Annotated in this window: 19 protein-coding genes; 8 read left to right on the plus strand and 11 right to left on the minus strand. The window is 65.4% G+C overall.

Annotated elements, in window-relative coordinates; translation table 11 throughout:
* The first annotated feature begins 164 nt into the window (after positions 1-164).
* From C0541_RS06025 to C0541_RS06035, 3 genes are all read left to right on the plus strand, one after another.
* Entirely contained in the window at positions 165-1190 is a 1026-nt protein-coding gene (locus C0541_RS06025; protein WP_193725871.1) for a hypothetical protein, read from the plus strand.
* Positions 1191-1447: 257 nt separating this feature from the next.
* The gene (locus C0541_RS06030; RefSeq protein WP_338016127.1) at positions 1448-2464 is read left to right on the plus strand and encodes a pectate lyase; all 1017 of its coding nucleotides are present in this window, start codon (positions 1448-1450) and stop codon (positions 2462-2464) included.
* A 496-nt stretch (positions 2465-2960) separates the two neighbouring features.
* On the plus strand, positions 2961-4631 hold the full coding sequence (locus C0541_RS06035) for a glycosyl hydrolase family 28 protein (RefSeq protein WP_193725872.1): 1671 nt from the start codon (positions 2961-2963) through the stop codon (positions 4629-4631).
* A gap of 642 nt (positions 4632-5273) precedes the next feature.
* Here the strand turns inward: C0541_RS06035 and C0541_RS06045 are convergent.
* From C0541_RS06045 to efp, 6 genes are read right to left on the minus strand one after another with little or no spacing between them, the layout of a single operon-like run.
* Positions 5274-5963 (minus strand): phytoene/squalene synthase family protein, encoded by a 690-nt coding sequence (locus C0541_RS06045; RefSeq protein WP_115046686.1) that lies wholly within the window; start codon positions 5961-5963, stop codon positions 5274-5276.
* A 28-nt stretch (positions 5964-5991) separates the two neighbouring features.
* Complete coding sequence (locus C0541_RS06050; protein ID WP_115046688.1) at positions 5992-6717, minus strand: phosphoglycolate phosphatase; 726 nt, start codon at positions 6715-6717, stop codon at positions 5992-5994.
* A gap of 55 nt (positions 6718-6772) precedes the next feature.
* The gene (gene ubiG, locus C0541_RS06055) at positions 6773-7492 is read right to left on the minus strand and encodes a bifunctional 2-polyprenyl-6-hydroxyphenol methylase/3-demethylubiquinol 3-O-methyltransferase UbiG (RefSeq protein WP_115046689.1); all 720 of its coding nucleotides are present in this window, start codon (positions 7490-7492) and stop codon (positions 6773-6775) included.
* A gap of 29 nt (positions 7493-7521) precedes the next feature.
* Complete coding sequence (locus tag C0541_RS06060) at positions 7522-8859, minus strand: TRZ/ATZ family hydrolase (RefSeq protein WP_161959907.1); 1338 nt, start codon at positions 8857-8859, stop codon at positions 7522-7524.
* Between the two features lie 18 nt (positions 8860-8877).
* Positions 8878-9726: a hypothetical protein gene (locus C0541_RS06065; RefSeq protein ID WP_429001333.1), complete on the minus strand. Its 849-nt coding sequence runs from the start codon at positions 9724-9726 to the stop codon at positions 8878-8880.
* A 4-nt stretch (positions 9727-9730) separates the two neighbouring features.
* Complete coding sequence (efp, locus tag C0541_RS06070) at positions 9731-10297, minus strand: elongation factor P (RefSeq protein ID WP_115046697.1); 567 nt, start codon at positions 10295-10297, stop codon at positions 9731-9733.
* A gap of 102 nt (positions 10298-10399) precedes the next feature.
* Between efp and epmB the strand changes: the two genes are divergently transcribed.
* Positions 10400-11428, plus strand: coding sequence for an EF-P beta-lysylation protein EpmB (epmB, locus tag C0541_RS06075; protein ID WP_115046701.1), 1029 nt, complete (start codon positions 10400-10402; stop codon positions 11426-11428).
* A 171-nt stretch (positions 11429-11599) separates the two neighbouring features.
* Here the strand turns inward: epmB and C0541_RS06080 are convergent, their stop codons facing one another.
* The 3 genes from C0541_RS06080 to C0541_RS06090 are packed head-to-tail and all read right to left on the minus strand — an operon-like array spanning position 11600 to position 15462.
* Positions 11600-13717, minus strand: coding sequence for a putative bifunctional diguanylate cyclase/phosphodiesterase (locus tag C0541_RS06080; RefSeq protein ID WP_115046704.1), 2118 nt, complete (start codon positions 13715-13717; stop codon positions 11600-11602).
* Positions 13714-14643 (minus strand): phosphate/phosphite/phosphonate ABC transporter substrate-binding protein, encoded by a 930-nt coding sequence (locus tag C0541_RS06085; protein ID WP_161959908.1) that lies wholly within the window; start codon positions 14641-14643, stop codon positions 13714-13716. The genes C0541_RS06080 and C0541_RS06085 overlap by 4 nt, the downstream gene beginning before the upstream one ends.
* A gap of 51 nt (positions 14644-14694) precedes the next feature.
* Entirely contained in the window at positions 14695-15462 is a 768-nt protein-coding gene (locus C0541_RS06090; RefSeq protein WP_115046708.1) for an RNA methyltransferase, read from the minus strand.
* A 116-nt stretch (positions 15463-15578) separates the two neighbouring features.
* Here C0541_RS06090 and C0541_RS06095 point away from each other — a divergent pair, with 116 nt between their 5' ends.
* A complete protein-coding gene (locus C0541_RS06095) occupies positions 15579-16412 on the plus strand; it encodes an inositol monophosphatase family protein (RefSeq protein ID WP_005913068.1) in 834 nt (277 codons plus the stop codon).
* An 874-nt stretch (positions 16413-17286) separates the two neighbouring features.
* Here the strand turns inward: C0541_RS06095 and C0541_RS06100 are convergent.
* The gene (locus C0541_RS06100) at positions 17287-17898 is read right to left on the minus strand and encodes a superoxide dismutase (protein WP_115046709.1); all 612 of its coding nucleotides are present in this window, start codon (positions 17896-17898) and stop codon (positions 17287-17289) included.
* Between the two features lie 259 nt (positions 17899-18157).
* Here C0541_RS06100 and C0541_RS06105 point away from each other — a divergent pair, with 259 nt between their 5' ends.
* The gene (locus tag C0541_RS06105) at positions 18158-18598 is read left to right on the plus strand and encodes a ribonuclease (protein WP_115046711.1); all 441 of its coding nucleotides are present in this window, start codon (positions 18158-18160) and stop codon (positions 18596-18598) included.
* Entirely contained in the window at positions 18595-19020 is a 426-nt protein-coding gene (locus tag C0541_RS06110) for a barstar family protein (protein ID WP_115046713.1), read from the plus strand. The genes C0541_RS06105 and C0541_RS06110 overlap by 4 nt, the downstream gene beginning before the upstream one ends.
* A gap of 375 nt (positions 19021-19395) precedes the next feature.
* On the opposite strand, the gene C0541_RS06115 is transcribed toward C0541_RS06110, so the two are convergent.
* A complete protein-coding gene (locus C0541_RS06115) occupies positions 19396-21288 on the minus strand; it encodes an ATP-binding cassette domain-containing protein (protein ID WP_115046715.1) in 1893 nt (630 codons plus the stop codon).
* Positions 21289-21390: 102 nt separating this feature from the next.
* Between C0541_RS06115 and dbpA the strand changes: the two genes are divergently transcribed.
* Positions 21391-22767, plus strand: a complete 1377-nt coding sequence (gene dbpA, locus C0541_RS06120; RefSeq protein ID WP_115046718.1) for an ATP-dependent RNA helicase DbpA — start codon at positions 21391-21393, stop codon at positions 22765-22767.
* The last annotated feature ends 150 nt before the right edge of the window (positions 22768-22917 follow it).

Consider the following 22917-nt stretch of genomic DNA (forward strand, 5'->3'; position numbering starts at 1 on the left):
TCAGCACGTTTGCACTCGAGAAAACCTGAGTCGCACTGATCATAGCGGAAGGGAAAATCCGCCAAAAACACCGGCACAGCTGTGCTTTGTCTTTATATATTATTAATTAAATTAATCCGCCTGGGGCACTCGACTCCAGGCAAAACATATAGGTTAAAAGCACCATGGCACATTTTCCAAAAACCACATCCCTGCGCGCGTCTTGCGCAATGCTCACCATCCTAGCGATGAGCGACGTGTCTGCAAGCACCGACTCAATCAGCCCACCCCTTAGCACCATCGTGCAGCACGTCGTGCCGACTGCTCAGCGAGATGCGAGTTCTTCCTACTGGACACTCGCACGGATGCAAGCTGCGGTTTCCGCATCCTTCGTGGATGACAACCCGGCCGACGGCGACCCGCCAGAGCTGCAGAATTCGGCATTGGTGCGCGGTAAAACCCCGGGTGCCGGGTTGAAGCTAGTGAAAGGAGCGGTGCCGACCCCGAAGACGGATCCGTCCGCGCCAGTTCCAGGATTCCTTTCCGCAGCTCACCTGGGCGTTGTATTCTTTCGGGCGAACGGCGTAGACCAGCGCTGCACTGGCAACGCGGTCGTCTCAGACTCCGGTAACGTGGTAGCCACTTCCGGGCGATGCGTCTCTTCCCTAACGGGCAAGTTCGTGTCGCACTTGGCGTTCGCGCCAGCCTACAACGGCACCGCCCCCTACGGTGTTTGGCCTGCGACGACCATTACCGCCGATAATCGCTGGGTCGTAGAGCGAGACGTCGGCTACGATACGGCCTTCTTCCAGGTGCAGGCTCCCACGACAATGAAGACCTCCGGCGCCACCTTGTCGAATACTGTCGGGGCATCTGGCGTTCGCTTTATCGGTCAGGAGGACGACAACGAATATCGGGTAACTGGCTACAACACCGACCCTGGCGCAAATGCGAACACGCCCGTCAGCGTGACCAGCACCGCAGAGCCGAACCCGTGGATGAACAAGGACTATGCCATTGAGGGCCTGGAGTGGGACGCACGTTCCGGTGTCAGCGGCTCACCTTGGGTTTCGACCGACGAGGATCCCGTGCAGGACGTCGAAGTTGGCATGACCTCATTTGCCTACAAGCAATTCACCCACACTTCGTTCGGCCCTCAGTGGACGTCATCAATCCGTAACCTGTATCAGACGGCAGCAGCCATCAACTAGGCATGCAAATCGCTGCGACGTAATTTCTTACTTGCTCGATAACCGGTCGTTATTTTTGGAACATCTGCATGCTGTTCTATTTAATAGAACAGCATGCAAGCTGCAGCCAAGCTTGGCCACGTATCAGTAAAGGTCCGCATTTGCATTTCTCTAATATCTCGCTGTTTCTTGCTATTTTTTTCGCACAGATCTGTGTCGCCAGGGCTGGAACCGGCGGTTTTTCTTCTGCGTCTGTATCTGGCGAAACTGCTACCACAGTGACAACGCTTGCAGAGCTGCAAGCGGCATTCAATGCTAAAAAGCATCATATCGTCGTCCATGGAAAGATCTACGGTGGCCCAAAGTTGACCACTCTGAATTTCTCCAGCACTGCTTGGAACAACACAACAATCGAGGGTGCTACAGGCGGTGAAGCGGCCTTGCAGAATATCCAATTAAAATTTAGCGGCGAAATGCTGCCCGCCGGGACAAACATTCAAAACGTGGTCATCAGGAACATATCATTCGCTGGCAATATCGGCGACTTGCAAGCCCTGCCCAACCAAGTCGAAGGAACTTCCAACAACATTGGCATCAACTACCTTGGCGTATCATTGCGGCGTGTATCCAATGCTTGGATAGACCACTGTACTTTCTACGACATGAGCGATGATCTTTTATCAATCAGCATGTCATCTGATTACATCACGGTGTCGTATAATCATTTCTACTTCAGCAACAGCTGGGTCAATATGAACCCGGATCCGGTATGGAGCTGGGTTGACAAGGGTTATCATGACCTCGCAAACGAGCGCCTGGCAATCCTTGTTGGTTACAACAAGAACGATTCATACATATATGGTGACAACAAGCTGCACGTGACGTTGCACCACAACTGGTTTGGCCCCAATCTGGCCGGGCGTCCACTACTACGCGGCTGGGTCCATGCCTACAATAATTACTTTGACAATAGCACCTTACCGAATGGCACTCGCATCGCCGCAGATGGTCACCGCTATGGAAAGCAGCAGTACAACGCTTTGCAGATAGGTAGTGGCAGCATTGTTTTTTCCGAATCAAACTATTTTTACAAAACCAATGTCAGCAACCATATTCGACTAGAATCAAGCGGTGACACATACAATTTTTACGAGAAGAAAAACGTGTATGAATCAACCACAGGCGATTCGGCGACTGGCTTGACCTTCAATAACGCGCCGGTGAAATACAGCCACGAGCCTGACGATGCGGCAAGAGTTCCCGGCATCGTGCGGTCCAACGCGGGGCCGCACTAAACGCGATTTCTCCAGGAATTAACTCGGTACCCGAGGAGGCGGCAGGAATCCCTAAAAAAATTCCATATTGAGAACCCAGCGATCACACTTTCGCTATTTTTCGCGAATTCCTGCAGCGTCTCATCCGTAACCGTTTTGTCCCGAGCTCCGGTACGTCTGGCAATTTCGCCAAACCGTTTCTATGAGCACGGCAATACCGGCGCCAGCAGCGCCATTGATTCACTGCATCACTTGGCAATGAACCCATGTTGGAAACCGCGTGATGTGCATATTCCCTCTTCGGCGATGCGGCGCGGGATTCGCCCATCCGGACATGCTCCCTGGCGTAACGCAATACCCTTGCGCATCGATTGCCACCGACCAACATCACCGGCGCCGAGATGACATGCGGATCGGCAACGCCTGATCGCTGCTGCGGTAACGCAACCGCAACACATGTCGTCTGCAGACCTGGTTCATCCCCACCTCGCGCTTCACGCCACTGGAGTAGTCCACCGTGCAATCCCCGTCCGCTTTTCCGGCTATCGCACCCTTGACCCTCGCCCTGCTCGGTCTATCCACCTTCCAGGCCGGTGCGGCGCATCCGCATGCACAGGACGTGGCCGATACCGCACATGGCATCTCCACCAGTTGGGGCGTGATCCAGCAGCCCACATTGCCGACGCAGGTCTGCGCAACGCTCAGGGCCGCGCTGGTGCCGGTTGCCGGCTCGCTGGATGCGCTCGACAGCGATCCAACACAGTCCAAGCGCGACACCGCGCGTCTGCAGGCGGCCATCGATGATTGCCCGGCCGGCAGCGCGGTGCGCCTGGTGCCCGGCAATGCCGGCGAATCCGGCTTCCTGAGCGGCCCACTGACGATCAAGAGCAAGGTCACGCTGTGGATCGACCGCGGCGTCACCTTGTTCGGCTCGCGCAATCCGCACGACTACGACAACGGGCTGGGCACCTGCGGCACCGCGACCAGCGACAAGGCCAAGTCGTGCAATCCGCTGATCCACGTCGCCACTACCGCCAACAGCGCGATCGTGGGTGCCGGCAAGATCGATGGCCGCGGTGGCAGCACGCTCACCGCCGGGCCCAATGCCGGCACCGCCAGCTGGTGGGACCTGGCCTATCTCAATGTCACCAAGGGCCTGAGCCAGCATGTCCCGCGGCTGCTGCAGATCGACGACAGCAGCGATTTCACCCTGTACGACATCACCCTGGAAAATTCGCCCAATTTCCACGTCGCCACCGACAACGTGGTCGGCCTGACCGCGTGGGGCATCAAGATTCTGGCGCCCAGCCTGGTCTACTCACGCCCCGGTTACCGCTGCCCGGCCGGCACTACGCCCGATGTCACTGCGCATGCCAGCTGCTTCACGCCCGAAACGGCCAAGAACACCGATGGCTTCGATCCCGGCCAGTCGAAGAACGTGTTGCTGGCGTACTCCTACATCGGCACCGGCGATGACGGCGTGGCGATCAAGGCCCACGCCAGCGACAAACGCAGCATCGCCGCGGAAAACATGCTGTTCGCATACAACCAGTTCTACTACACGCACGGTTTTTCGCTGGGTAGCGAAACCGACACGGGCATGCGCCACATCGCCGTGCGCGGCTTGAGCATCGATGGCTTCGACGCCAATGATGTCGCCAGAGACCCGTATTCGGCCAACGGCCTGCGCATCAAATCCGACGGCACGCGCGGCGGCCAGGTGTACGACATCAGCTTCGAAAACGTCTGCATGCGCCGTGTTGCCAGGCCACTGGTGTTCGACGCCAACTATGCCAACGCGGCGGTGCGCAACAAACTGCCAAGTTTCAGCGGCATTGCACTCACCAACGTGCACTCATTGGGTTCCAAGGCGTTTGGCGGCGGCGAGCTGAGCTTCTATGGGTATCGCGACGCGACCACCACCTTGCCGATCACCCTGTCGCTGGACAACGTGGTGCTGGACGGCGGGCCGATCGCGTTCGCACAACCGCACTTCGGCGGGCCGGCCAGCAATCCGGGCGCCACCCACTTCACCTTCAAGGGTGGCCCGGTGAGCTTTTTCGATCAGCTGTCCGAATCGGTGCCCAACGATGTGCAACTGCAAGGAAAACCCGGCCCAGGCGCGCCACTGCAGTGCGCTGACGCGTTCATCGCCTACCACTCGGTACTGCCGGATTCGCCGATCTGAGACCGGTCGGGTTGTTCGATCGCGGTCGGTTGCTTGAAGCAAAAGCCCGGTGCGTCGAGGGCGCGGTGCCCTCACCGCTTGCGGGACACGCCGTGAACCCGTCCCTGGGGCTCGGTGGCGGCATCCATGCCGCCACACGGTCCCGCAACCGGCNGGACGTACTTGCGGCGTGTCCCGCGATGGTGGGCGGGCAAGGGCCCTGCAGCCAGGCACCAGATCGACTGCTCCACCGCTGATCCATCCGCACTTCCAAGCCATCGATCCACAACGCACAAAACAGCCAAGACTCGGAACGGTGAGGTTGTTCAGTCGCGATCGGATGCTTGAAGCAAAAGCCTGGTGCGTCGAGGGCGCGGCGCCCTCACCGCTTGCGGGACACGCCGTGAACCCGTCCATGGGGCTCGGTGGCGGCATCCATGCCGCCACACGGTCCCGCAACCGGCAAGGACACCGCACCAGAAAGTTGGTCGGCGCTCATTTGAAAAGCTGTCTGTCGTGCGATCTGCATCAGACGTGGAGCCGATGCTTCACGATCGAACAAGGCGCACCCAGCACTGCTCTTGCTTTGCGTACCGACCATCTCGACTGGTCCTTGCATGCACATCGACCATCTCGACTGGCCCTTGCGCAGATCTGCCGCTCTCAGTCCGCGCCGCTGGCCGCACGCCAGCTATGCCACAACTGCTGCACCGGCGGTGGATACGCTGCCTTGCCGCCGAGCTCGCGCTGCAGGCGCAGGCGGGCCAGCCGCGACCATACCCGGTGCGGCCGTGCCAACGCCGGCTTGCGCGGCCAGGCGCGCAGCAATTGCATGCGCCATACGGCCGCGGTCATGTCACCGGGCGCGGCGCTGTCGCCGGCCACACGCTGGCGCGCGTCCAGCCATTGCACTGACACCGCGGTGGCATCGCCGGGCTGCGCGCGCGCAAACAGCGCAGCTTCCACCGCGACCACGGCCTCGGCGAAGGCACGCAGCCTCGCCAACGCCTGCTGCAAGGATTGCGGCTGCGCACGCGCATCCTGCATTGCCGGCAAGGCATCGGCCAGTTGCGCCCAGGGCGCACGCACCGGCTCCAGCACCCGCCCGAGCGGATGGCGCGAGCGCTGCTGCGACCAGTCGCGCAGCTCCTGCTGCCACCACGCCAGCTTGGCATCGGCCGGCAACGGGTCGCCGGCAATGTTCATGATGTCTTCCCATTCCTGCAGCAGCGCAAACCAGGCGGCCGTGAGGCGTCGCTGCGGTTCGGGAACGAAGGGCTCGGCAACCGACCATTCCGGCCAGCGGGTGCGCCACTTGTCGAGAAAACTGTCGAGAGCGCTGGATTGGCTCATGGCGGGTCCAGAAAAAGACGAAAGGAGATCAGGTGCGCGGCCACGCCACGGCATTCCACAGCGTTTGCGGCTGCGCGACCAGGACATCGGCCTGCCAGCGCGACGGCGCGTCGTCGTGCAGGCGATAGCCCCACAACACCGCCACCGACGGCATCGCCGCCGCGCGCGCGGCCAGGATGTCGCGCTCGTCGTCGCCGACGTAGACGCACTGCGCCGGCGCAACCCCGATGCGCTCGGCCGCTGCCAGCAACGGCAACGGATGCGGCTTGCGCTCGGCCAGCGTATCGCCGCCGATCAGCACCGCGCAGCGCCGCTCCCAGCCCAGTTGCGGCAGGATCAGCCGGGCCAGGTATTCGGGCTTGTTGGTGACCACGCCCCAGATGCAACCGGCCTGTTCCAGCCGCAGCAGCAGTTCTTCGACGCCATCGAACAGCTGCGACTGGGTGCCGATCAAGGTCTCGTAACGATGCAGGAATTCCGGTACCAGCGCATCGCGCTCGAGCGCATCGAGTTCGGCAAAGGCCACCGCCAGCATCGCGCGCGCGCCCTTGGACACCACCGGACGCAGCTGCGCCAGCCCGAGCGGCGCCTGCCCCCGCTCGGTCAGCATCGCGTTGACGGTCGCCAGCATGTCCGGTGCGCTATCCAGCAAGGTGCCATCCAGATCGAACAACACCGCACGCGGAAACCTCGCAGCCGCCCCGTCGCTCTGCGGTCGTGTGCCGCCATCGGGACGGTAGGACTCGGCAGACATCAAGCACGCACTCGCTGTTGCCACTCCCAACTCCCGACTCCCCAATCCCCGCCAGTCACGGCTTCACCGCATAGGCCAGATAGTTGACCTCGGTGCGCGACGACAGGCGCGCACGATTGCGCCACGGCTCGTACAGCATGCCGCTGACGTCTGCCAGCTGCAGCTCGGCGCTGCGCAACCAGGCCGCAAGTTCTGCCGGCTTGATGAAATCCTTGTAGTGATGCGTGCCCTTGGGCAGCAGCCGCGCGATGTATTCGGCGCCGACCACCGCCAGCGCGAACGCGGCCGGGGTGCGATTGAGCGTGGACAGGAACAGCTTGCCGCCGGGCTTGAGCAGGCTGGCGCAGGCGCGGATGATCGCGGTCGGGTCCGGCACGTGCTCGAGCATTTCCATGCAGGTCACCGCATCGAAGCTGCCCGGCTGTTCGGCGGCCAGGTCTTCCACCGACTGCACGCGGTAATCCACCTGCACGCCCGATTCCAGGCTGTGCAGGCGCGCCACCTTGACCAGCTCCGGCGCCAGATCGATCGCCGTGACCTGCGCGCCCAGGCGCGCCATCGACTCGCTGAGCAGGCCGCCGCCGCAGCCGACATCGAGCACGCGCGCACCGGCCAGGCCCAGCCGTGCGGACACATAGTCCAGGCGCACCGGATTGAGCGCATGCAGCGGCTTCTGCGGGCCGTCGGCATCCCACCAGCGGTTGGCCAATGCAGCGAACTTGTCCAGCTCGCTCTGATGGAAGTTGCTGGACGTGGATTGGGTGTTCGGATTCATGCGGAGCTCCGTGGTGGGATGACGCGCGCTCAGGCGCGGACGGTGCGGATGCGCTCGCGCCACTGCCGCGCATTGGCGACCAGGGCAGCGGTATCCATGTCGATAAGCTCGCGCTGTACCAGCTTGGGCTTGCCGGCGATCCACACATCGGTGACCTGGTGACGGCCGGCGGCGTAGATCAGTTGCGACAGCACATGATGCAGCGGCTGGGTTTCCAGTGCGGACAGATCCACGCAGACCAGATCGGCCTGCTTGCCGATTTCGATCGAGCCGATCCTGTCGCCGAAGCCCAACGCACGCGCGCCGCCCAGCGTGGCCGCGCGCAGCGTGGTGGCCGCATCCAGCGCGGTGGCATCGTTGGCCACTGCCTTGGCCAGGATCGCCGCGGTGCGGTTCTCGCTGAACATGTCCAGGTCGTTGTTGCTGGCGCAGCCGTCGGTGCCGATCGCCAGGTTCACGCCTGCGCGTTGCAGCGCGCAGGCCGGGCAGAAGCCCGAAGCGAGCTTGAGGTTGGACTCCGGGCAATGCACCACGCTGACGCCGCGCTCGGCGCACAGGTGGATTTCCGCCTCGGTGAGCTGGGTCATGTGCACGGCGATCAGGCGGTCGTTGACCAGCCCCAGGCGGTCCAGCCGCGCCAGCGGGCGCTGCCCGTACTGGGCAACCGAATCGGCCACTTCCTGCGCGGTTTCGTGCGTATGCAGATGCACCGGCAGATCCAGCTGGTCGGCCAGCATGCGCACGCGTTCGAAGTTGGCGTCGTTGACCGTGTACGGCGCGTGCGGCGCGAACGCGGTGCTGATCAGCGGATCGTCGCGCCACTGGTCGTGCAACTCGCCGGCCCGTGCGAAGTACTCGTCGTCCGACGATGCCCAGGCGGTGGGGAAATCGATGATCACCGCGCCGACCAGCGCACGGAAGCCGTGCTGCTTGTAGACGGCCGCCTGCACATCGGCGAAGAAGTAGTTTTCGTTGACGCAGGTGGTTCCGCCACGCAGCATTTCGGCGATCGCCAGCGTGGTGCCGTCGGCGACGAATTCCGGCCCGATCACCGCCGCCTCCACCGGCCAGATGTGCTGCTGCAGCCACACCATCAGCGGCAGATCGTCGGCGACGCCACGCAGCAGCGTCATCGGGTTGTGGGTGTGCGCATTGACCAGGCCCGGCATCAGCGCCGCGTCCGGGCGCGAGACGGTCTGTGCCGGCGCAAAACGTGCGCGTGCTTCGGCAGTCGGCAGGATCGCCGCGATGACGCCGTTGCTGACCGCCACCGCGTGGTTTTCGAGCACCACCGCATGCGGCTCGATCGGCACCACGTAACCGGCTTCGATCAACAGGTCGCAGACTTCGGGAGGGGCATTGGTCATGAGCGGATCCATCAAGGGTTAGTTGTCGAACGGCCAGCGGGGATTGCCGCCGGCCACAGGCACGTAGCGCTGGCCGTTGTAGCGCAGCACCTGGCGCACGCGACGGGACCGCTCGGCATCGGTGTCGCTGCCAGCGGCGCTCTGCCTGGTAGACACGCTGGCTGTCAGCACGATGTCCGCATAGCCGGCATGTCCCTGCGGCGCCATGCCCAGGCTCAGATTGGCGACTTCGGTGATCACATCGCCCTTGCCCTGACTGCAGGGCTCGCCTTTCACACGCTGCCATGCATGGAGATCGCGCTGCAGCACCGGGCGCAGGCTGCGCCCCTCGCGCACCAGCAGGGTCAAGGCCTGATTGCTGTAGAAATCCGGGCAGCTGGGCCCACGCGCGGCGCTATGTACCACCACGCCGATCGCACGCACGCCCTTGGCCAGGTCATAGCGCGCGGTATCCAGGCGCAGGCTGTCGGCAGCGAGTTCGAAGGCGGCGTCCTCGCCCATGTCCTGCGCGTACACCGCCAGCACCTTGCCGCTGGCGGCATCGAGCATGGCCACGCGCAACTGGATGTCGCGCTCGCCAGGCTCGGCCTCCGCGTCGCCAGCAAATGCGATTGCCGCCAGCCGGATCGCCGCATCGTTTGGCCACGGCTTGCAGGTCCGGGCCACCAAACGGTCGACCGGCACCGTGGCGGCAGCGCCGCCCACGACGCCGGACGTTGCAATGGCCGCAACAGCAGCCACGTCATCGGCGCTGCAGGTTGCGGCTGCCGGTTGCGCAAAGGCCGCGCATGCTGCGAGCGCAGCCCACAGCCACACCAGGACACCGGCACCGCGTACCGCTCGATCAGGCCAGTGTCCCGGACGCATCGTCTTACTTGACGCGTGCCGAATACTCACCCGAGCGGGTGTCGACCTTGATCACTTCGTCCTGGTTGACGAACAGCGGCACGCGCACCACCGCACCGGTTTCCAGCGTCGCCGGCTTGCCACCGCCGCCAGAGGTATCGCCGCGCACACCCGGGTCGGTCTCGGTGATCTTCAGCTCGACGAAGTTCGGCGGCTGCACCCAGATCGGCGTGCCGTTCCACAGCGTCACGATGCAGTCTTCCTCGCCCTTGAGCCACTTGTCGGCACCGCCCATGCCGGCCTTGTCGGTCTGCACCTGCTCGAAGGTTTCCGGGTCCATGAAGTGCCAGTACTCGCCATCGCTGTACAGGTAACGCATGTCGGTATCGACCACGTCGGCCACTTCCACGTCGTCGGTCGCCTTCATGGTCATCTCGACCACGCGGCCGGACTTGATGAAGCGGTACTTCATGCGGGTGAAGGCCTGGCCCTTGCCCGGCTTGACGTATTCGGTCTCGGTGATGACCGCCGGCTCGTTGTTGACCAGGATCTTCATGCCGTTCTTGACGTCGTTCATGCCAACAGTGGCCATGGTGCAGCTCCTCGATAGACCACGACCTGCCACAGGCCGTGGCAGGTCGGATTAGAATGGGGCGCCCGCCGCAACCGGCGGGCATTGGTTTTGTGACCGCACATGATACCCGCAGCCCCCCTCGCCTTGCAGCCATCTCCGCCTCCCACCCTGCAGCCACCGCGCTGGCAGCAGCAGTGGCGCGATGCCGTGCGCGACCCGCGTGCGCTGCTGGCGCAGCTGGGCCTGGACGCGCAGGCAGCCGGGATCAGCGACGCGGCCGCCGCCCAGTTCCCGCTGCGGGTGCCGCAGGCATTCGTGGCGCGCATGCGCCGTGGCGACCTGAATGACCCGCTGCTGCGCCAGGTACTGCCGCTGGACGACGAAATGCGGCTGGTGCCGGGCTTCGGCCTGGATGCGGTCGGCGATGGCGCCGCCAAGACCGCCGCCGGGGTGATCCAGAAATACCGCGGCCGCGCCCTGCTGATCGCCACCGGCAGCTGCGCGGTGCACTGCCGCTACTGCTTCCGCCGCCACTTCCCGTATGCCGAGGAAACTGCCGCGCGCGACGGATGGCGCGACGCGCTCGCCGCGATCGCGGCCGACCCCGGCATCGACGAAGTGCTGCTGTCCGGCGGCGACCCGCTGTCGCTGGCCACCGGCAAGCTGGCCGAGCTCACCGACGCGCTGGCCGCCATTGGCCATATCAAGCGCCTGCGCATCCACAGCCGGCTGCCGATCGTGCTGCCCGAGCGCGTCGATGCGCCGCTGCTGGCCTGGCTGCGCAGCCTGCCGTGGCCGGTGGCCTTCGTGGTGCATGCCAACCATGCGAACGAATTCGACAGTGCGGTGGACGCCGCCCTGCGCGCCCTGCGCGAGGCCGGTGCGCAGCTGCTCAATCAGGCCGTGCTGCTGCGCGGCGTCAACGACAGCGTGGACGCCCTGGCAACGCTGAGCGAACGCAGCTTTGCCACCGGCGTGCTGCCGTATTACCTGCACCAGCTCGACCGCGTCGCCGGCGTGGCGCACTTCGAAGTGGACGATGCCCGCGCGCGCGCCCTGCACGCCGAACTGGCCACCCGCCTGTCCGGCTACCTGGTGCCGCGCCTGGTGCGCGAAATCCCCGGCGACACCGGCAAGCGGCCACTCTAATCAAGGTCACCACCACCGACCCGTAGAAGCGCACCCGGGCGCGACGAAGCATTACCGATAAAGCCTCAATTGCCCGATGAAGGATCAATCGCCCGGTAAAGCCTCAATTGCCCGATAAAGCCTCAATCGCCCGGTAAAGGCCCGTCGCGCCCGGGTGCGCTCCTACGCTGATCAGCCGGCCGAGATCAGCTTGACCATATCGGCCGGGCTCAGCGGGCGGCTGAACCAGTAGCCCTGGCCCAGGTCGCAGCCGCGCTCGCGCAGCAGGTTGAACTGCGCTTCCTGCTCGATCCCCTCGGCCACCACGGTGATGCCCAGCGAATGCGCCATGCCGATGATGGCGGTGGTCAACGCCAGGTCGTCCGGGTCGCGCTGCAGGTCGGCGATGAAACTCTTGTCGATCTTGACCCCATCCACCGGCACCTGGCGCAGATGGCTCAGCCCGGAGAAACCGGTGCCGAAGTCGTCCAGCCAGACCTTCACGCCGGTGCGGTGCAATTGATCGAGCAGGCTGGCGGCCATCATCTCGTCGCCGATCACCGCCGTCTCGGTCAGTTCCAGATGCAGCCGCGCGGCCGGCAAGCCGGACTCGGCCAGGCACCCGGCCACGGTGCCGATCAGCTCCCCGCTGCGCAGCTGGCGCGGCGAGACGTTGACCGAAATGAACAGGCCATCGCCCACCACCGGCCACTGCGCCGCTTCCAGGCAGGCCGCGCGCAGCACCTTGGGGCCGATCACCTCGATCAGCCCGCTCTGCTCGGCGATGTCGATGAAGGTGGACGGCGCAATCGTGCCCAGCGCCGGATGCTGCCAGCGCAACAGCACTTCCACCCCCACCAGCACACGGTCGCTGGTGCGGTAGATCGGCTGGTAGACCAGCCGCAGTTCGTCGCGATCCCAGGCCCCGCGCAGCTCGTGCTCCATGTGCACGCGCCGCTCCACCGCATGATCGGCGGCGCGGCTGTAGAAACGGTGGCAGTTCTTGCCGGCGACCTTGGCCTGGTACATCGCGATGTCGCCGTTCTTCAGCAACGCAGTGGCATTGCTGGCATCGTCCGGGAACAGCGTGATGCCGATCGAGGTGCCCAGGAACACCTCCCGGCCCTGCACGTTCAAGGGGCGGCTCAACTCGTGCACCAGCCGGTCCGCGAGCTGGGCGGCGAGCAGGCTGACATCGCCGCTCTGCAGCAGGATCACGAACTCGTCGCCGCCAAAGCGCGCCAGGATCGCATCGTCGCCGCCCAATGCACCGACCGCGCGGCTGATCCGGCTGGCGAACTGCAGCAAGGCCTCGTCGCCGGCCTCGTGGCCGAGCGTGTCGTTGACGCGCTTGAAGTCGTCGATATCGGCAAACAGCAGTGCCAGCTTGCTGTCGGTGCTGCGGGCGGTGTTGAGCAGGTGATCCAGGCCTTCGCGGAATCCCAGCCGGTTGGTCAGGCCGGTCAGCGCATCGGTGTAGGCCATGTGGCGCACCTCGCGATCGTGCCGGGCGATGCTCTCGCTCATGCGGCCAAAGGCGGAAATCAGCTCGCCGATCTCGTCGTTGCGCGGATGCGGCGGCAACTGCACCGCATAGTCGCCACGCTCGATCTGGCGCGCGGCTGCGGCCAGCAGCCGCACCGGTGCCACCAGGGTGCGCTGCACGTAGATGGCCAACAGCACGCCCAGCGCGACCAGCGCGGCCAGCAGCACCAGCAGCCACCCCAGATCGCGCTTGCCGATCGCGTTGAGGTTCTGCACCAGGGTCAGGTTGGCGCCGGATTCGATCCTGCGCACCCGCTCGCGCGACATGCCCACCCGCACGCCGCCGATGCGCTGGTCGCCGATCTTGATCGGCACCGTCACGTCCAGCACCTCCGGCGAGGATTGCAACAGCAGGGCGCGCGCGGTCACCGCCTTGAATGCGAGCGGGTCGGTCATGGCCTGGCCGTAATGCTGCAGATCGGGCGAGCCGTCGTGCACCAGCCGGCCGCGTCGGTCGAACACCAGCACGTAGCTCACCACCTGCTGTCGCGAGGCATTGCGCACCAGCGCACCCACGGCACCCAGGTCCGAGTAGTACAGCGGATTGGCCAGGCCGTTTGCCAGCTCGGTGGCCAGGGTCTCGCCACGCGTGCGCAGGCTGCGATCGAACAGTTCGTGCAGGATCTGCGCGCTGAGCCCGCGCACTTCGCGCTGCATTGCGCTCTGGCGCTGCAGCAGCGACGCCAGGATCGCACCGACCAGCAACAGCGTCAGCGCCATCACCAACAGGAAGCGTGCCTGCAGCCCGAAGCGCACCTGAGTCATTCCACTTCATCCCTGACACGTTGCAACCCGGCGCTGAGCGCATCCAGGCGCCGGCGGCTGGCCTCATCCAGCGGGTGGAAGGCAGTGGTGCCGAAAAAACGCTTCAGTGCCGGCCCGGCCTTCGGGTCGGCGGCCGCCTGCAGCAGCACGATGCGCAGCCGCCGCTCCACCGCCGGATCCATGCCGGTGCGCACCATTTCCACCGCGCGCGGTACCGGCGCGCTGCGGTGCACGATGCGGAAGTCGCGCTTGAACACCTGCGGCAGCTGGCGCTCGTCGTCCCAGTCGGCGTTGCTGAAAGCACCCGCATCGATCAGGCGCTGGTGCACGAAGGCGGCGATGTTCAATTTCGACCCGACCATCAGGTAGCCCACCGAGCCCGGCACCTGGCTGTCGTCCGGCGACAGCAGCACATCGCAGGCGATGCCGTTGCGCACCAGCTCCAGCATCGGCAGCAGATAGCCGCTGGTGGAAGAAGCGCTATGCAATGCCAGGGTACGGCCGCGCAATTGCTTGAGCGACTGGATCGGGCTGTCGCGGCGGACGAAGAACACCGTGTGGAACTCGCGCAGGCCATCGCGCTCGGTCATCACCAGCGGGTGCGCGCTGCCGCGCTGTTCCAGCAACATCGCCGCACCGGTGGTTTCGCTGACCCAGTCGACACGGCCGCGGCGCAGGTAGCTGGACATCTGCCGCGCGTCCGGCGCCATCAGGATTTCGCCACGGCGGATACCGACCTCGCGCATGCGCGGCACCACGTAGTCCAGCAAGGGTTTGAGTTGCGCGTAATGCGTGGCGGGATCGTCACTGATCCGTCCAAGCACCAGTACCGGGGAAGGGGCTGCCGTCGCCGTCGCGGCCAAGCCTGCCCCGGCCAGCAGGCCGCAGGCAATCAGACACCATCGTAGACCGCGCAAAACGGACACTCCCCTAGAGCCGCGGACAGCCTAGCCGAATCTTTCGAGATGTGACAGACGTCAGCTTCCGGCCCGCTTTGCCAGCATGGCCATGCGCTGCGCATCGGACAGAATGCCGCGCAGCAACCGCACCTCCTGTTCGCTCATGTCCGCGCGCAGCAACAGCCGCCGCAGCTTGCGCATTGCCGACTCCGGCGCCCGGCCCTTATGGAAGTCGATCTCGTCCAGGGTGTCGCCCAGCTGGCCGAACATGCCCTCCAGCTGCGCATGGCTGGCCGGGCCGTCGCGCAGCGTGGCGCCCGCCGCGACCGGTGCCGGTTCGGCCTCGCCGGCCGCCAGCTGCGCCAGCCGCACCTCGTACGCAACCACCTGCACCGCCGCCGCCAGGTTGAGCGAGCTGAAAGCCGGGTCGGAGGGGATATGCAGTGCCGCGTGGCAGAGCTGCAGCTCGTCGTTGGTCAACCCGGTGCGCTCACGGCCGAACACGATCGCCACCTCGGCCGGTTCGCCGGCCCTGGACCAGGCGCGGCGCGCGCCCTCGTCCGGCGGCAGCTCCTCCAGCGCGACCCGGCGCGCACGCGCGGTGCAGCCGATCACCAGCGTGCAATCGGCCACCGCCTCGGCCAGGGTGGCGAAGATCGGCGCCTCGCCGAGCACGTCTTCGGCACCGGCCGACCGCCGATAGGCGTCTTCGTCGAGCGCACGCTCCGGCGCCACCAGCACCAGGCGCGACACCCCCATCGTCTTCATCGCGCGCGCGGCGGCGCCGATGTTGCCTGGATGCTGGGTACCGACAAGTACGAAACGGATGCGCTGGCTGACGGACATGAACGGAGATTGGGGAGCGATTCGGTCGTAGATGGTAAACTGCGCGGCCGGCTTTGGTGCCGGACCGCTCTTTTACCTTCGCCATTTTCGATTCTGCCTTCACGGGAGCTTTAACCATGCAGAAACCCGCCGTCACCGTCATGGTCAAAGCCGCCCGCCTTGCCGGCAATGTGCTGTTGCGCGGTATCAACAAGCTCGATGCGCTCAACGTGGTGCAGAAGGGCCGCATGGACTACGCCAGCGAAGTCGATGCCGATGCCGAGAAGGTCATCATCAAGGAACTCAAGCGCGGCTACCCCGAGTACGCCGTATTCGGCGAAGAAGGCGGCGTGCAGGGTGGCAAGAGTGGCCGCTACACCTGGGTCATCGATCCGCTGGACGGTACCAGCAACTACCTGCGCGGCTTCCCGCATTACTGCGTATCGATCGCGTTGGTGGAAAACGGCGAGCCGACCGATGCGGTGATCTTCGACCCGCTGCGCAACGAGCTGTTCACCGCCAGCCGCGGCGCCGGCGCAGTGCTCAACGACCGCCGCATCCGCATCGCCGAGCGCAAGGACCTGGAAGGCGCGATGGTCCACACCGGCTTCCCGCCGCGCGAGCGCGCACGCGCCAGCGCACAGCTGAAGTGCGTGGATGCGCTGCTGGTGCAGGCCGAAGACGTCCGGCGTACCGGCTCGGCCGCGCTGGACCTGGCCTATGTGGCCTGCGGCCGCGCCGATGCCTACTTCGAGGCCGGCGTCAAAGCCTGGGACATCGCGGCCGGCGTGCTGCTGGTGCGCGAAGCCGGTGGCCGCGTCTGTGACTACAAGGGTGCCACCCCGCCGCGCATGGACAACATGGGCCCGGAGACGCAGCAGATCGTGGCCGGCAACATCAAGATCAGCGACGCACTGCAGAAGGTCATCGTCAACACCGGCTACGCCCGCGAGTTCGACGCCAAGTTCTGACGTACCTGAGCCCAGGGTCCGGCAGCGCCCGCACACCGCAGGAGCGCGCCCGAGCGCGACGGGCGTTCCCGGTGAAGCCTCTCGCGACCAGGGTCGCTCCTACGACGGCGCGCAGCAAACGCACAATGCCGGGATCGCTCCTGGCCTTGTGCGTTCCAGCTCGATGCAAAGCCCATCGGCGCCACACACCGTAGGAGCGCGCCCGAGCGCGACGGGCTTTCCCGGCAAAGCCCTCGCGACCAGGGTCGCTCCTACAACAGCCCGCAGCAAAACGCACGAGGCCGGGATCGCTCCCGGCCTTCTACGTTCCAGCCCGATGCCAACCCCTCGGCGCCGCANGCGACCAGGGTCGCTCCTACAACAGCCCGCAGCAAAACGCACGAGGCCGGGATCGCTCCCGGCCTTCTACGTTCCAGCCCGATGCCAACCCCTCGGCGCCGCACGACACACCGCAGGAGCGCGCCCGAGCGCGACGGGCTTTCACGGTGAAGCCTCTCGCGACCAAGGTCGCTCCTACGACGGCGCGCAGCGAACGCACGAGGCAGGGATCGCTCCCGGCCTTCTACGTTCCAGCCCGATGCCAACCCCTCGGCGCCGCATGACACACCGTAGGAGCGCGCCCGAGCGCGACGGGCTTTCACGNGGGATCGCTCCCGGCCTTCTACGTTCCAGCCCGATGCCAACCCCTCGGCGCCGCATGACACACCGTAGGAGCGCGCCCGAGCGCGACGGGCTTTCACGGTGAAGCCTCTCGCGACCAAGGTCACTCCTACGACGGCATGCAGAAAATGCACAAGGCCGGGATTGCTCCCGGCCTTGTATGTTGGCTGCCGCCGTTACAGCGCCATGCAGAACTCAGCGCTGATGCAGGGCTTCAGGCGATCGCAGCGTGGTAGCGGCGCTCGACCTCTTCCCAGTTCACCGCGTTGTAGAACGCGCCGATGTATTCCGGGCGGCGGTTCTGGTACTTCAGGTAGTACGCGTGTTCCCACACGTCCAGACCCAGGATCGGGGTGTTGCCCTCGAACAGCGGGCTGTCTTGGTTGGCGGTGCTTTCCACTACCAGCTTCTTGTCCGGGGTCACGCTCAGCCAGGCCCAGCCCGAGCCGAAGCGGCTGACGGCGGCCTTGGTGAAGGCGTCCTTGAACTTCTCGAAACCACCCAGGTCCTTGTCGATCGCCTTGGCGACCTCGCCCTTGGGCTCACCGCCGCCGTTGGGCGACAGCACGGTCCAGAACAGCGAATGGTTGGCATGGCCACCACCGTTGTTGCGCACCGGGCCCTGCAGGTTTTCCGGCAGGCTCTTCAGCTTGGACACCAGTTCTTCCACCGGCAGGTCGGCGTACTCGGTCCCTTCCAGCGCCGCGTTGACGTTGTTGATATAGGTCTGATGGTGCTTGGTGTGATGGATTTCCATCGTCTGCGCGTCGATGTTGGGTTCCAGCGCGTCGTAAGCGTAGGGCAACTGCGGAAGGGTATAGGCCATGAGGGTCTCCTGGACTTGCCGCCCGGCGAAGGCCGGGCGTTGCGGGGTAGATGGTAAGGACGGCAGCGGCGCTTACCAAGGGTGTTGGCAGGGAAACTTCATCCCATCGCATGCCGCATCGTGTTCGCTGCACACCTTGCACCATGCCCCGGTTACTTGGGCGTGAACCGGACCGGCGCAGTCGTGCATTCAACGTCGACACAGTCGGGCAACGGCATACTTGCGCTGCCGTCCACACCGTCGCCTCCGGAACGCCTTCATGCGCAAGCCCGCTTTGCTGATCGTTGCCATTGTGCTGCTCGTGGCCGGCCTGTGGGGCATGCGTGCGCTGCAAACGCCCAAGCCGCAGTTCGCACCATCACTCAACGCACCGATCGCTGCCGCCATGCCCGCGCGGCAGGTGCCGCGCCTGCCCGCCTTCCTGCCGATCGAAGCAATGGCCACCATCGTGCTGATCCAGCGCGGCGGACCATTCCCGTATTCGCAGGACGGCAGCGTGTTCGGCAATCGCGAACACCGCCTGCCCGAGCGCCCGCGCGGCTATTACCGCGAGTACACGGTGGACACACCCGGCAGCGCAGATCGCGGCGCACGCCGCATCGTCACCGGCGGCACACCCCCACAGACCTGGTACTACAGCGACGATCATTACCAGAGTTTCAAGTCCTTCCGGGGGCCGACGCCGGAGCAGGCCCCATGAGCGCGGGCGACTTCGCGCTGGACCTGTCCGATCCGCAGCAGTCGGGCGTGTACCAGGCTGAGACCGATGACCTGGACACCATGGCGGCGCTGGCCCGCGATGCCGGCCTGCGCATCCTGCGCGTGGACCTGGCGACCTGCAGCGACAAGCGCATGCTGCTGATGCGGCTGGCCACCCAGCTGGATTTTCCGCTCGGTTTCGGTCGCAACTGGGATGCGCTCAGCGACGGCCTGCGCGACCTGGCGTGGCTGCCCGCGCCGCGCGGCTATGCCTTGTTGATCGACGGTGCCAACGCACTGGCGCAGGCCGCACCGGCAGATCGCGATACCTTGCTGGATATCCTCGACGAAGCCGCCACCAGCTGGTCCGCACGCGGGCGGACCTTTGCGGCCTTCGTGGCGCCGGCCAGCGCCTGCGCGTGACCGGCCACGCCGATCCCGGCGACCCGATCGTGCCAAGGACGTGATTGCCGTGTTGAGCACGGCGACGACACGTACCCGCCGCCGATCCGCATCAGCAGCATCTGTGCAATCGAAAGCCGCGCAGCCAACAATCAGGGTACCGCGCCCGCCGCAGGCCGCACACAAGGCCGGCCGTGCGATCGGTGAGCTGCACGACCAACCATCGCCCCAAACGCCCTGACGCACCACGCGCCCCTGCGCCGCGCGCCATGAATTCGGCAGCGCCGCCCGGGCGCAAGCACACGATCCGGTCGTGAAGCGCCACGCGGGTCTGCGCCCAGCCATCCTGCACTCGCGGGATCGCCGGCGCGGCGATCCTTCGACCAGGTCAGCCGGTCAACTATCCAGCTCGCTCCAGCGCGCGTAGGCCGCATCCAGCTGCGCCTGCGCATCGCCCAGTGCGGCGGTGTGCGCGGTCATCGCCGCGGTATCGCGCTGGTAGAAGGCCGGATCGTTCATGGCCTCGGTCAAGGCCGCGACCTGCTGCTCGAGGGTTTCGATCAACGCCGGCAACTGTTCCAGCTCGCGCGCGTCCTTGTAGCTGAGCTTGCGCTTGGGCGCGGCATCGGCCGGCACCACAGCCGCCACCGGCGTGGTCGCCGCCGCCGTTGCCGATGCCTTGGCAACCGCCATCGCGTTGGGCGCCGGGGTGCGCCGTTGGCGCAAGGAATCGCTGTACCCGCCGACGTAGTCGCCGATCAGGCCATCGCCTTCCATCACCAACGTCGAGGTCACCACGTTGTCGAGGAAGTCGCGGTCATGGCTGACCAGCAGCAAGGTGCCGGTGTACTCGCCCAGCAGCTCTTCCAGCAGTTCCAGCGTTTCCACGTCCAGATCGTTGGTCGGTTCGTCCATCACCAGCAGGTTGGATGGCTGCGCGAACAGGCGTGCCAGCAGCAGCCGATTGCGCTCGCCACCGGAGAGCCGGGTGATCGGCGCACGGGCGCGCTCGGGCGTGAACAAAAAATCCTGCAGATACGCATGCACATGCTTGCGCTTGCCGTTGATCTCGATGAAATCGCGGCCTTCGGCGACGTTCTCGATCGCGCTCCAGTCCTCGCGCAGCGTGGACCGGTATTGGTCGAAATAGGCAATCTGCAGATTGGTGCCGATGCGGATCTCGCCCTGCTGCGCCTGCAGATCGCCCAGCAACAGCTTGAGCAAGGTGGTCTTGCCGCTGCCGTTGGGACCGATCAGCCCGATGCGGTCGCCACGCTGGATGATGGTGGAAAACTCCTTGACCATCGTGCGCGCGCCGAACGCGAAGCCGACTTGCTTGGCCTCGATCACCTTCTTGCCGGAGGACTCGCCCTGCGAAACTTCCATGCGCACGTTGCCGGTCAGGTCGCGCCGTTGCACACGCTCGTTGCGCATCGATTCCAGGCGCCGCACGCGGCCTTCGTCGCGGGTGCGCCGCGCCTTGATGCCCTGGCGGATCCAGATCTCTTCCTGCGCCAGCATCTTGTCGAAGCGCGCATTTTCCTGCGCCTGCGCATTGAGCCGCTCTTCGCGGCGGCGCTCGTAATTGGCCCAGTCGCCCGGCCAGCTGGTGACCTGGCCGCGATCGATCTCGACGATGCGGGTGGCCAGCGCACGCAAAAAGCGCCGGTCATGGGTGACGAACAGCACGCTGCCGTTCCAGTTCTTCAGGAACGACTCCAGCCAGTCGATGGCTTCGATGTCCAGATGGTTGGTCGGCTCGTCCAGCAGCAACACATCCGGCGAGGACACCAGCGAGCGCGCCAGCAGCACGCGCCGCTTCATGCCGCCGGACAGCCGCGCAAACTCCGCATCGCCATCCAGTTCCAGCTTGGTCAGCGTCTCGCTGACGCGCTGATCCAGCGCCCAGCCGTCGGCTGCATCGATCTTGGCCTGCACCTTGCCGAACGCATCGGCATCGAACACCTCGGCATGGCTGAGCTGATGGAACTCGGCCAGCCAGTGACCCAGCTCGCCCAGGCCGTCGGCCACCACGTCGAACACGCTGCCGCCGGTGCCCTGCGGCACTTCCTGCTCCAGCCGCGCGATGCGCACACCCTGTTGCACGCGCACTTCGCCGTCGTCGGGCTTGAGCTCGCCGGCAATGAGTTTCATCAAGGTCGATTTGCCGGCGCCGTTGCGACCGATCAGGGCGATACGCTCGCCCGGCTCGATCGTGAGGTCGGTTTTTTCCAGCAACAACGGGCCGCCGACGCTGTAGTCGACGCTTTGCAGAGTGATTAAAGGCATGGGCTGATTGTACGGGAATCGGGAATGGTGAATCGGGAATGGAAAAAGTCTCGCCGTCGCGAATCCCCAATCCCTACTCCCCAATCCCGGCTAAAATGCGCCATGAACGAATTCTCCGCGCTACCGCTGTCGCCGGCCCTGGCCCCCGGCATCGACGCCCTTGGCTACACCGTCCTGACCCCCATCCAGGCGCAAAGCCTGCCGCCGATCCTGCAGGGGCTGGACGTCATCGCCCAGGCGCCGACCGGCAGCGGCAAGACCGCCGCCTTCGGGCTGGGCCTGCTGCAAAAGCTCGATCCTGCCCTGACCCGTGCGCAGGCGCTGGTGCTGTGCCCCACCCGCGAACTGGCCGACCAGGTCGGCAAGCAGCTGCGCAAGCTGGCCACCGGCATCCCCAACATGAAGCTGGTGGTGCTCACCGGCGGCATGCCGCTGGGCCCGCAACTGGCCTCGCTGGAAGCGCATGACCCGCAGGTGGTGGTCGGCACGCCCGGCCGCATCCAGGAACTGGCCCGCAAGCGCGCCCTGCATCTGGGCGGCGTGCGCACGCTGGTGCTGGACGAGGCCGACCGCATGCTCGACATGGGTTTCGAAGAACCCATCCGCGAGATCGCCAGCCGCTGCGACAAGCACCGCCAGAGCCTGCTGTTCTCGGCCACCTTCCCGGAGAACATCCGCACGCTGGCGCGCGAAATCCTGAAGGACCCGATCGAAATCACCGTCGAAGGCGCCGACAACGCACCGGAAATCGACCAGCAGTTCTTCGAGGTCGACCCGACCTACCGGCAGAAGGCCGTCGCCGGCCTGCTGCTGCGCTTCAACCCCGAGTCCAGCGTGGTGTTCTGCAATACCCGCAAGGAAGTGGACGAAGTGGCCGGCTCGCTGCAGGAATTCGGCTTCTCCGCGCTCGCGCTGCATGGCGACATGGAACAGCGCGACCGCGACGAAGTGCTGGTGCGCTTCGTCAACCGCAGCTGCAACGTGCTGGTGGCCAGCGACGTGGCCGCACGCGGACTGGACGTGGAAGACCTGTCGGCAGTGGTGAACTACGAGCTGCCCACCGACACCGAGACCTACCGCCATCGCATCGGCCGCACCGCACGCGCCGGCAAGCGCGGATTGGCGCTCAGCCTGGTGGCCTCGCGCGAGACCGGCCGCGCGCAGGCGCTGGAAGCCGAACAGGGCCAGCCGCTGACCTGGTCGCGCGCACCGCTGGCCACCGCGCGCCCCGCGCAGCTGCCGCAGGCGGCCATGACCACGCTGCGTATCGATGGCGGCAAGACCGACAAGCTGCGTGCCGGCGACATCCTCGGCGCGTTGACCGGCGAGGCTGGACTGTCGGGCGCGGCGATCGGCAAGATCGCCATCTACCCCACCCGCTCCTATGTCGCCATCGCCCGCGCGCACGTCGCCAAGGCGCTGGCGCATCTGCATGCGGGCAAGATCAAGGGCCGCCGGTTCCGGGTCAGCAAGCTGTAATCGACGCGCGGCAGGCATCCTGCTGCCGCTCCGATCGCGCGGCGGCGAAAGCGCCTGCCGCGCACTCCTCAGGGAAACGCACGCTGGCGCACGTGGCGCAATCTGCACACCGCGGCAGCAACGTTGATGTCTGTCTGCACAAGGCCGGAG

Source organism: Xanthomonas arboricola (assembly GCF_003353015.1).
Taxonomy (GTDB): domain Bacteria; phylum Pseudomonadota; class Gammaproteobacteria; order Xanthomonadales; family Xanthomonadaceae; genus Xanthomonas; species Xanthomonas arboricola_E.